The organism is Nocardia carnea (assembly GCF_029868855.1).
GTDB lineage: Bacteria > Actinomycetota > Actinomycetes > Mycobacteriales > Mycobacteriaceae > Nocardia > Nocardia carnea_A.
In genome coordinates this window covers 1-10,351 of record NZ_JARWOV010000182.1, presented here as the reverse complement: position 1 = coordinate 10,351, position 10,351 = coordinate 1, and the positions used below count along the sequence as shown (strand labels likewise).

Sequence of the window (10,351 nt, the reverse complement as noted above, 5' to 3'; positions counted from 1 at the left end):
GTTCGAGCGGGCCGTCCGGCGAGGTACCGAATTCGTCGTCGTCACCGATCTTCAGCGCTACTCCGCGCAAGCCGACAACATCGGCGGCCGCGGGTACCTTCTCCCGGACCGCATCGCTCGCACCGGTCGGCCCCCCGGGGGCGGGGGGGGCATGGGCTGTCCGCGCAATATGTGGGAGGTTCGCCTGGGCCGGCTACTACTCCTGTTCGAACCTTCTGCGGAACCGGTCTTCCATCCGCTCGGTGAATCCACCGGAGCGGCGTTGCCGGCCGCGGCCGCCTGCCCGCGGTGACGAACCCGACGCAGCCGGCGGATCGTTCGGGGACGTACCGCCCCCGGCCGCCGGCCCGCCCTTCGGTCCGCCGAGCAAAACCAGTACTCCCGCACCGAACATCACGATGAATCCGATCAGACTGATGATCGGGAAACCACCGGGACGTACCGGCAGGGCGATACCGGCGATCAATAGGACGAGGCCGAGTACGAACAAGGCCGCGGCCTGGAGTCTGCGGCGACTCGACGGCGTACGGAAGCGTCCACCGCGGACGGACGACGCGAACTTCGGATCCTCAGCATAGAGAGCGCTCTCGATCTGTTCGAGCATGCGCTGCTCGTGCTCGGAGAGTGGCACGGTACCTCCCCCGGCACTAGGACGTGGCTGTCGCCTCCGGGTAGGCGACAGATAACCCCTTGGCGGCTATCTGTCATCAATGATACGAGTTCCCCCAGAGCCGTACCACCATATGGGTACAGCCGAACGAACTTCGTGATCGCAGCGAGCCCATCCGGCGGCGAAAGCCGTGGTCGGCGGCCCGCGCCGGCCACCGGGCACGGGACCGAGCGCGACGCGGACGCCATCGGGGGGCGCGTCGTTCGCCGTGGGCGAGCCGACCGGTGAACAGCACCCTGCCCGCCCTGGACATCTCCGATCGATGACGGCGCCGTCTACGGCTCACCACTCGGGCGCCGGAGCGGCGATATGCCCTAGCGCGGCGTGTCGTTCCCTTCCCCCGCGGCCCGCAGCCGCGCCGCCGGCGCGATCAGGTCCTCCACATCGTGCAGGAAGGCACCCACCCGGGCGTAGAACTCATCGGCCCGGACGTCGTCGATCTCGCGCGGCAGACCGGCCTCCAGCGCCGCCCGGGTCGCGGAATGGCCGCTGAAATAGTCCGCCCACATCACGAATTCGGGTGCGGCGCGCTGTAGCATCACCCAGGCGTTACGCGAGCGAGCCCGCGGCGCGGTATCGGCGCCGGTGAGTGCCAGTACCGCTCCCGCCCCACGCAATGCGGCCAGATACGCGACCCGGAATCGCTCCCGTGGGTCGGTTTCCCCCGCCGCCTCCATCAACAGTCCGTCGGCGCGTTGCAGCAACATCCCCGCCCGGCCCGATTGAGCCGGGTGAACGTTTCGATCCGCCATGGCCGTCCCTCCGTATCTCACCCGCCGCTCCCCGTGGCGGTCCGCCGGTATGGCAGGCTGAGCGTGCACCGTGGGGGGCCGAACAGGTATTCGAACGTTTGGCTCGAGCTTGAATATAGAGACGACCACCGACATGTTCGCCCGCCGGAAAGTCCCAGCTCCGCCCTGCCGACCGCGAAAGAGCCCACCGATACTGCAATGACCGCCGTCAAACCCAACCATCTCCCCGCCCCGGTCGTCGTCGACCTCTCGGTGGCCGCCCTGCGCGCCCGGCTGCACGATGCGCTGTCGGTGTACGTCGCGGCCATGGACTATCCGCGCGGCACCGAGCACCATCGCGCGCCGATGTGGACCGAACACACCCAGCGCGCCGGCTGGCAGGCCGTCGCGGCGGTGGTGCCCGAGGACAACGGCGGCTTCGATGTGCGTTCCTCGCCCCTGGTCGCGATCGCCTACGGCTATCGGGGCGGACCGCACCAGTGGTGGCAGCAGCAGGTGCACGCGGGTATGCGCCGGGCCGGCTGGCCGGAATCGGCGACCCAGGGTCTGCTCGGCGACTATTTCGAACTCACCGAACTGCATGTACATCCGAGCGCGCAGGGTCGCGGAATCGGCGCGGTCCTGCTCCGCAAACTCCTGCGCGACCGGCCCGAACGCGCGGTACTGCTGTCCACACCCGAAGTGTCGGCCGAGGACAACCGTGCCTGGCGGCTCTACCGGCGGATGGGTTTTCAGGACGTGCTACGCGATTTCGTATTCGCCGGTGACAGCCGCCGCTTCGGCATTCTCGGCCGGCCCCTTCCGTTGCCATGACGGTGGTCATCGTCGGTTCCGGGCACAACGCGCTGGTCGCCGCGTGTTATCTGGCTCGGGCCGGGCGCCCGGTGCGGGTACTGGAGCGCGACAGTGTCCTGGGTGGCGCGGTCTCGACCGTGCAGCGCTTCCCGGGCCACCGTGTGGATCGCGGATCGTCGGCGCATCTGATGATCCGGCATACCGGCATCATCGAAGAATTGGAGCTGGACCGGTTCGGCCTGCGCTATGTCGACTGCGACCCCTGGGCCTTCGTACCCGCCTGCCCCGATACCGGCGCCGCCCCGATCGTCTTCCACCGCGATCTCGACCGCACCTGTGCTTCGGTGGCCACCGCCTGCGGCGACCGCGACGCGGCGGCCTACCGGCGTTTCGTCGCGGTCTGGGAACCGCGCTCGAGCCGGGTGATGCGCTCGTTCGGGGGTGCTCCCGCGCCGGGCCATCTACTGCGCTCGTTCTGGGGTCTGGATGCCCGGGCCGGGGGTAGCGCCCTGTCGCGGGAATTCCTGCAGACCGGTGACACGCTCCTGGACAGCTGGTTCGACGACGAGCGGCTCAAGGCCGCGCTGGCCTGGTTCGGCGCGCAATCGGGCCCGCCGATGTCGGAACCGGGAACCGCGCCGATGGTGGGGTTCGCGGCACTCATGCACACTCTGCCGCCGGGCCGAGCGGTGGGCGGCAGCGGCGCGCTCACCGAAGCGCTCGTGGCCCGGCTGCGCGCCGACGGTGGTGAGATCGTGTCCGGGGACGAGGTCACCGCGCTCACCCGCCGCGGCGACCGGTGGCAAGTCCGTACCACCGCGGGGCGCGACCACAGCGCCGATACCGTGATCGCCGGAACTCATATCCTCACCACACTCGAACTGCTGCGCGCCGGCGGTTTCGACCCCGAAACGCTGGACAGCTGGCGGCGGCGGATTCGGGTCGGTCCCGGTATCGGCATGGTGGTGCGGGCCGCGACCAGCGCGCTACCGCAATACCCGGGAGCGACGGCTGCCGAATCCGCGAACGGTCTCCAATTGCTGGTCAGCGACCGCCGGGAGTTGCGGCTCGCGCACGGTAACGCCCTCGGAGGCCGGCTCCCGCCACGCCCGGTGGTCCTCGGGATGAGTTTCAGCGCACTGGACCCCAGTATCGCCCCGCCGGGGCAGCACCAGCTCTCGCTGTGGTCGCAGTGGCATCCCTACCGGCTCGCCGACGGCGCGCAATGGGCGGCGCACGCCGAATCCGAGGCCGACCGGATCATCGCCGAACTCGACCGATATGCGCCCGGCGCGGCGGCGACGGTGCTGCGCCGCCATATTCAGACCCCGGTGGATCTGGAAACCGAGATGGGGCTGCGCGGCGGCAATGTCATGCATATCGAGATGAGCCTCGATCAGATGATGCTGTGGCGGCCCCTACCGGAACTGTCCGGGCAGCGGGTGCCCGGCGCGCCCGGCCTCTACCTCACCGGCGCCTCTACCCATCCTGGCGGCGGGGTGTCCGGGGCGAGCGGACGTACCGCGGCGCGGCTGGTCCTGCGCGACGGCCGGCGCGGGTGGCGGTGGTTGCGCGGGTGAGGGTGGCGGATTCGAAGATCCGGGCGGGCAACCTGCGTGAACTGGTACCGGCCGGCTGCCTGATCCTGCTCATCGCGGTGCAGATCGCCTATCCGCTGACCGGCGGCTCTGCCCGCGACGCCGTCACAGTCGCGGTGGTACTCGCCTCCGCCGGAACCGCGCTGGTGCACGCGACAGTGACGCGCGGGCTGCGGTACGCGGCGGGTTTCGGCGTGATCGTTTCCGGTATCGGTCTCGCCGCCGAGGCCGTGGGCACCGCCACCGGGTTCCCGTTCGGCGCCTACGACTATGCGGTCGGCCGGCTGGGCCCCGCACTGTTCGACGTACCACTGGTGGTCCCGCTCGCGTGGACCGGCGGGATCTATCCGATCTGGGTGGTCGCGGGAATGCTGTGCCGTAGGCCCGCCGCGCGGATCGCCGCCACCGCGGCGGGGGCGGTGGGCTGGGATCTGTTCCTGGACCCGCAGATGGTGGCCGACGGACAATGGTGGTGGGCCGACACCGATTCGGGGTTACCGGGCCTGGTGGCCATCCCCTGGACGAACTACCTCGGCTGGTTCCTGGTGGCAGGTGTTATCGCCGGTGCGCTGACCGTCTGGGAACGGACCGCGCTGCCCAGCCGGCGCACGGCTGTGCCGGTACTGATGTTCCTGTGGACATGGCTGGGTTCCGCGCTGGCACACGCCGTTTTCCTCGGACTGCCGTATTCGGCCGTCTACGGCGGGGTCGCACTGGGCCTGCTCGGGGTTCCGCTGCTGGTCCGGACGGTGCGCGCCGAAACCGGTCGCACCGGCTCGGGCGGCGGCGACGCGGCCGGGCCCGTCGCATGGCGTCGGTGAGTCGCGGCCTGGCACCATGTCATCCGTGCCTTCGAGTCCCGTTACCGCGAAACCCGGCTCCCCGGTCCCCGTTCTGCGCTCGCGCCGCCTGCGAGTGCGAGTGACGGCGGCCCTCGTGCTGGCCGCTCTGCTGGTACCCGCCCTGGCCGGGTGCCTGCGAGTACAGGCATCGATGGGGTTGTCGTCCAACGACCGGGTTTCGGGCCGGATCGTGGCCGCGGTCGTCCCGGAGAACAGCGAGGACAAGGGACCGCAGTTCACCGCGCCGGAGGCGCTGGCCAGCAAGGTGCGGATCGAAACGTACAACCAGGACGGTTACGTCGGCAGCGAAATCTATTTCGACGACCTGAACTTCGGCGAGGTCGAACAGCTCGGTCAGCTGTCGGAACAGGCACAGGGCCTGTTCGAGCTGAAGTTCCAGCGCAACGGCGACCTGGTGAGCCTCAACGGCCGGGTCGATCTGGAGACGCTGGCCCCGCACGGTTCGGATGTGCAGCTGAGCGTGGCGTTCCCGGCCCGGGTCGCCAAGACCAACGGCACCCGTGAGGGTGATGCGGTGGTCTCCTGGAAACTGCCTGCCGGCGAGGTGAGCACCGTCCGCGCCGAGGTCGGCTACGCCGATCCGAACACCCGCTCGTTCGCCGGCTGGGCCGGGATCGTCGGCGGGATCACGCTGGCCGTCGCGGCCGTCGTCGCGGCCCTCGCCTACCTCCACCGCAACCCGCCCGCCCCCGGCGCTCCCGCCGGTTTCTCGTTGCGCCGCTGGTGGGATCAGGTCAAGAGCGACGCATGAGGTCGACCGCGCGGCGCCGGCGCCGGACCCGTCCCGAAGGGTCGCACGACAGCGGGCGTCCGAATCGGACTGCACGCCGCCGCCCTCCTTCGCCCCGTCCCCCCGGGCGGACTCGTCCCCACTGTCCAGCGCAACAAGCATGACCGCGTCGTTCCGCGCAGCACGCGGCTCCCGGCTGTCTCGCGCTGCGGGTTTCTCCACGCCGGTCCGCGCAGGCTTGTCTGCGCCGTCTCGCACAGCCGGCTTCACCAGGCCGTTCCGCACAGGCTTCTCTCGGCCGTTTCGCGCAACAGGGTCCTCCGGGCCGGCTGGTCGATGGGCGGCATTGCTGGTGGCCGCCGGCGCCGGGCTGGCCGCGAGTGGTGCGGCACTGACAGCGTGGAACCGGCTCACCGTGCCCCGGCTGTCCGCCGCCACCACACCGATCGCCGAGGCGGTGACGGTCTGCGTGCCCGCCCGCAACGAAGCCGAGCGGATACCCGACCTGATCGCAGATCTGCGCACCCAGACCGATATCCCGCGGCTGCGCGTACTCGTATTCGACGATGCTTCCACCGACCGCACCGCCGCGCGCGTACTCGAGTCGATCGACAGCGACCCGCGCTGCGCACTGCTTCGTGGGACCGGCGGCCCGCCGCCGGGCTGGACCGGAAAAGCCGCGGCCTGCCGGGCGCTCGCCGACGCCGCCGCGCGGCTCCCGGACACCACCGTGCTGGTGTTCCTGGACGCCGATCTCCGGCTCGCGCCGGGGGCACTCGCCGCGGCGGTGGCCGAATTGCGGCGCCGGGAGATCGCCCTGGTGGCGCCCTGGCCACAGCAGCAGGCGCGGTCGCTCGCCGAGCACCTGGTGCAACCGCTGCTGTGCTGGTCGTGGGCGTCGACGCTGCCGGTGGTGTGCGCCGATCGCGGATTACGGGCTTCCACCGTGGTCGCGTGCGGGCAGTTCCTGGTGTTCGACGCGGCCGCCTACCGCGCGATCGGCGGTCACACGGCGGTGGCGGACAGCGCCACCGAGGACCTCGATATCGCCCGCGCGCTGCGCCGTGCCGGGTACCGCACGGCGCTTATCGCGACCGGCGCGCTGGCGCGAACCCGGATGTACCGGGGCGGAAGCGAACTCGCGGCGGGATACCGGCGCTGGCTGTGGTCCGCGTACGGCGGTTCGGTCCCCGCGGGGCTCGCGGTCGCGGTTGTCGCCGCCTGGGCGTACTGGTTGCCCCCGCTGGCCGCCGTACTCGGTCGCGGATCGGTGCGCCGCTGGGGACTGTCCGGGTACGCCGCGGCAGCGGCCGGGCGGTTACTCGCCCGCGGACTGGAGACCGGCCGGCGGCCAGGACCCGGCGACCTCGCTGCCGCACTGTCCCACCCAGTGGCCATTTCGGCCTATTTCTTCCTGTGGGCACGCTCACAGCGCGATCGCCGCCGCAACGCTCTCACCTGGAAGGGACGCACTCTGCGGCCCGGAAAAGAGCTGGACTCTCGCTGATTCTTGGTCTTGTGCCAGATGTTGCCGTGGCCGGATGATGAGCCTGCCCGGACCGATCGGCGGGCAACAGGCCATTTCCGGCCGGGTTCGAGGAGGCTCGTATGACCATCGCCGTCCATCCCAGCGTCGATACCGACTGGGCACAGTGGCACAGCCGATACTCGATCCGCCTGCGCGGCGCATACCGCGGGCCCGGCCCCGTCGCCGAACACGACCTCGGCGAATCGCCCGAGCAATTGCCCGGGATCCCGGGTACCTGGTGGGTCGTCGACAGCCGGGTGTTCATCGCCGCCAAACCGGGCGACCGGCTGGACCACGACGGAACCCGGATCGCCGGAATCGAAATCCTCGATCCCGTGGACGGCGCCCCCGGGCTGATCCTGCGCCACGACAACCATGCCGTCGAGGTTCTCCGGCAGGGCGAACGGACGACGATCCGCGTCCACGCCCCGATCGACTGACCCTCCGCACCGCCGCTGCACGATGCCGGGATCCTGGGCAGGCTCGCGGCAGGCGATGCCGCGCCTCTCCCAACTCGGGCCACGGCCGTCCCAGGCGTAGAGCGGCCCCGACACAGAAGCGTGTGTCCGGTCACGACGACGCCGAGCACGACGCCGCGGCACCGAGCGACCGCAACCGCCGCGCGGATCGCCGATTACGAGTTCGCCACGAACGCATGCACGCACGTACAAGCTGCCGGACCCGAGCGCCGTACTGTGCGATTGCGTCGGCAGTAATGCACCACGACCGATCGCGGCCGAACGCCACCGATACGGCGATGACGGGTCACATGGCCACGGGCTACACCGGCCGGTCCCGCAGGCCAGACGGGGTACTGCGCGTATCAGCAGGTCGGTAGGTCGACACGCGCCCGGACCGGTGGTCACGAAACCCTGAGCCGGCGAACCGTGCTGTGACGGCGCCGTCTACCCCGGAGCCACCGTGCCGGCGCCCGGCCGGTTCAGGCGCTCAGCGGCGCCGCGGTCACCCCGTAGCCGAGGTTGGTCAGCACCTCACTGGTGGCCTTGGCGAAATTCAGGGTGATGAAATGCAGGCAGGGGGCACCCTCGGCGATCAGTCGTTCCCCCATTTCGGTGGCGATCTCGATCCCGGCAGCGCGGACCGCGGCGCGATCCTCCTCCGCTCCTGATCCCGCGGCGCGGCGCAACCGCTCCAGCACAGGCTCCGGAAGTGGGCGGCCGCACAATTGTTCGGCGCGCTCCACGGTGCGTAGTGAGGTGATCGGCATCAGCTCGGGAATGATCGGTTTTGCGCCCTCGATCCGGTCCAGCGCGACGATCCGGTCGCGCAACCGCAGATAGTCGTCGACATCGAAGAACATCTGAGTGATCGAATACTCCGCGCCCGCACGCAGTTTCGCGGCGAGGTAGGCGGTATCGCAATCCAGGTCGGGCGAGCGGTGGTGCCCCTGCGGGAACGATGCCACGCCGACATGGAAGTCGCCGAGGTCGCGCACGATCCGGACCAGCTCTTCGGCATACTCCACCCCGTCGGGGTGCTTATGCCATTCCCCCAGCGGATCGCCCGGCGGGTCGCCGCGCAGGACGAGGATATTGGTGATCCCCGAATCGGCGTAGGCGCCGACGATGGACCGCAGCTCGGCAACACTGTGCCCGACCGCGGTGAGATGCCCGACCGGCAGCAGAGTGGTTTCCTGGGCGAGCTGCCCGGTGACCCGCACCGTGCGATCGCGGGTGCTGCCCCCGGCGCCGTAGGTCATCGAGACGAAGGCCGGATGCATCCGCTCGAAAGTGCGCACCGCACGCCACAGCCGCTGCTCACCGGCTTCGTCGCGGGGCGGGGAGAACTCCACCGAGAAGGGCACGGCACCACCCGCATGCCGCTCCAGGCTCTGCACGACCGAAGGCGTCGCGGAGACGTTCGGTGACGTGGGAGACGGCCGGCCAGGGGTCGGGAGTCCCCGCGCGTTGTCGAAAGTCACCGGCCCAGTCTAAAGCCGTACCGGAGTCCGGGCGGTTCCCCTATCGCTCCGACCACCTCCCCACCGAATCCGGGCGGCCACCCGCGCGCGCGTATTCTGCGATCAGGTCCCGTCGCCACGGCGGGTGACCATGGGACACCATCGGAGAAACCCTGCGGGGCTCCCGATGGCCGGCACCCATGACTAGCAACGATCTGGGAGGTCATCCTGTCCGCCGGAACCGGAACCGAAACCCCGGCCCGTTCGGGCCCCCTCTCGGCCGTACCCGGGACAGCGGCCTTCGCGGCCGCCGTCGAACAGGCCCTGACCGGCTATTTCGCCACCCGCGCGGACGCCGTCACCGAACTGGGTCCGGTATTCATCGATGCGGTCGGCGCGCTCGAATCGTTCGTGCTGCGCGGCGGTAAACGCACCCGGCCCGGTTTCGCCTGGATGGGGTGGCTGGGTGCCGGGGGCGATCCGGCGGGCCCGCAGGCCGCGGCCGTACTCCAGGCCTGCGCCGCGCTCGAACTGGTGCAGGCGTGCGCGCTGATCCACGACGACATCATCGACTGTTCCCGCACCCGGCGCCGGTTCCCCACGGTGCACGTGGACTTCGAACAGCGCCATCACCACCAGGGCTGGACGGGCGATTCGGCGCACTACGGCGAATCGGTGGCGATCCTGCTCGGTGATCTTGCCCTGGCCTGGGCCGACGATATGGTGCACGGCAGCGGTCTGGACCCGGCGGCGCTGGGGCGGTTCGCGCCGGTCTGGGCAGGTATGCGGACCGAGGTACTGGGCGGCCAACTGCTCGATGTGCACGGGGAGGCCAGTGGCGACGAGTCCGTCGCGGCGGCGCTGCGGATCAATCGATACAAGACCGCGGCCTACACGGTCGAGCGTCCGCTGCATCTCGGCGCCGCCCTCGCCGACGCCGATGGCGGCCTGGTCGCCGCCTACCGCACCTACGGCACCGATATCGGGATCGCGTTCCAGTTGCGCGACGATCTGCTCGGTGTGTTCGGGAATCCGGAGGTCACCGGAAAACCGTCCGGTGACGATCTGCGCGAGGGCAAACGCACCGTGCTGGTCGCCGAGGCGCTGCAGCGGGCCGCGGCGGACAACCCCGCCGCCGGCGACCGGTTACGCGCCGAGATCGGCACCGACCTCTCCGAGGAACAGGTGAGCGAACTGCGCGAACTGCTGATCGAACTGGGCGCGGTCGATGCCGTGGAAACCCGGATCGCCGAACTCACCGACCAGGGCCTCGCCGCCATCGAAGCCAGCTCCGCCACCCCCGAGGCCAAAGACCGGTTGAAGGCGATGGCGCTGGCCGCCACCCGGCGCGCGGCATGAGCGGGTCAGGCCCGGAGGCGGTAGCGCAGCGTCACCACGCAGGGCCCCCGCACATGCCCGACGGACACAGCATGAGCGGGTCAGGCCCGGAGGCGGTAGCGCAGCGTCACCACGCAGGGCCCCCGCACATGCCCG

At 70.4% G+C, this 10,351-nt stretch carries 10 protein-coding genes; 7 read left to right on the top strand and 3 right to left on the bottom strand.

The window, feature by feature from the left end:
• Positions 1–196: 196 nt before the first annotated feature.
• Both QH195_RS16405 and QH195_RS16400 read right to left on the bottom strand, forming a co-directional pair.
• Positions 197–631, bottom strand: coding sequence for a DUF3040 domain-containing protein (locus tag QH195_RS16405; protein ID WP_280422254.1), 435 nt, complete (start codon positions 629–631; stop codon positions 197–199).
• A 353-nt stretch (positions 632–984) separates the two neighbouring features.
• Positions 985–1,377 (bottom strand): SAV_6107 family HEPN domain-containing protein, encoded by a 393-nt coding sequence (locus QH195_RS16400; RefSeq protein WP_432278442.1) that lies wholly within the window; start codon positions 1,375–1,377, stop codon positions 985–987.
• Between the two features lie 243 nt (positions 1,378–1,620).
• Between QH195_RS16400 and QH195_RS16395 the strand changes: the two genes are divergently transcribed.
• The 6 genes from QH195_RS16395 (at position 1,621) to QH195_RS16370 (ending at position 7,376) form a co-directional block, all read left to right on the top strand.
• Positions 1,621–2,235, top strand: coding sequence for a GNAT family N-acetyltransferase (locus QH195_RS16395; protein WP_280436010.1), 615 nt, complete (start codon positions 1,621–1,623; stop codon positions 2,233–2,235).
• Positions 2,232–3,797, top strand: coding sequence for a phytoene desaturase family protein (locus QH195_RS16390; RefSeq protein WP_280436009.1), 1,566 nt, complete (start codon positions 2,232–2,234; stop codon positions 3,795–3,797). Before QH195_RS16395 ends, QH195_RS16390 begins: the two co-directional genes overlap by 4 nt.
• A 32-nt stretch (positions 3,798–3,829) precedes the next feature.
• Positions 3,830–4,636, top strand: a complete 807-nt coding sequence (locus tag QH195_RS16385; RefSeq protein ID WP_280436013.1) for a carotenoid biosynthesis protein — start codon at positions 3,830–3,832, stop codon at positions 4,634–4,636.
• Positions 4,637–4,652: 16 nt separating this feature from the next.
• Positions 4,653–5,429, top strand: a complete 777-nt coding sequence (locus QH195_RS16380) for an LppM family (lipo)protein (protein WP_280436008.1) — start codon at positions 4,653–4,655, stop codon at positions 5,427–5,429.
• Between the two features lie 331 nt (positions 5,430–5,760).
• Positions 5,761–6,915, top strand: coding sequence for a glycosyltransferase (locus QH195_RS16375; RefSeq protein ID WP_280436007.1), 1,155 nt, complete (start codon positions 5,761–5,763; stop codon positions 6,913–6,915).
• Between the two features lie 101 nt (positions 6,916–7,016).
• A complete protein-coding gene (locus tag QH195_RS16370) occupies positions 7,017–7,376 on the top strand; it encodes a hypothetical protein (protein ID WP_280436006.1) in 360 nt (119 codons plus the stop codon).
• Positions 7,377–7,876: 500 nt separating this feature from the next.
• Here QH195_RS16370 and QH195_RS16365 read toward each other — a convergent pair whose 3' ends face one another.
• Positions 7,877–8,878, bottom strand: a complete 1,002-nt coding sequence (locus QH195_RS16365; RefSeq protein ID WP_432278441.1) for a methylenetetrahydrofolate reductase — start codon at positions 8,876–8,878, stop codon at positions 7,877–7,879.
• Positions 8,879–9,070: 192 nt separating this feature from the next.
• Here QH195_RS16365 and QH195_RS16360 point away from each other — a divergent pair, with 192 nt between their 5' ends.
• Entirely contained in the window at positions 9,071–10,216 is a 1,146-nt protein-coding gene (locus tag QH195_RS16360) for a polyprenyl synthetase family protein (protein ID WP_432278443.1), read from the top strand.
• The last annotated feature ends 135 nt before the right edge of the window (positions 10,217–10,351 follow it).

Excerpts from the sequence above, each read along its gene's own strand:
- QH195_RS16400 (WP_432278442.1), bottom strand. The coding sequence starts at position 1,377 with ATGTTGCTGCAACGCGCCGACGGACTGTTGATGGAGGCGGCGGGGGAA.
- QH195_RS16395 (WP_280436010.1), top strand. The coding sequence starts at position 1,621 with ATGACCGCCGTCAAACCCAACCATCTCCCCGCCCCGGTCGTCGTCGAC.
- QH195_RS16390 (WP_280436009.1), top strand. The coding sequence starts at position 2,232 with ATGACGGTGGTCATCGTCGGTTCCGGGCACAACGCGCTGGTCGCCGCG.
- QH195_RS16380 (WP_280436008.1), top strand. The coding sequence starts at position 4,653 with ATGTCATCCGTGCCTTCGAGTCCCGTTACCGCGAAACCCGGCTCCCCG.
- QH195_RS16370 (WP_280436006.1), top strand. The coding sequence starts at position 7,017 with ATGACCATCGCCGTCCATCCCAGCGTCGATACCGACTGGGCACAGTGG.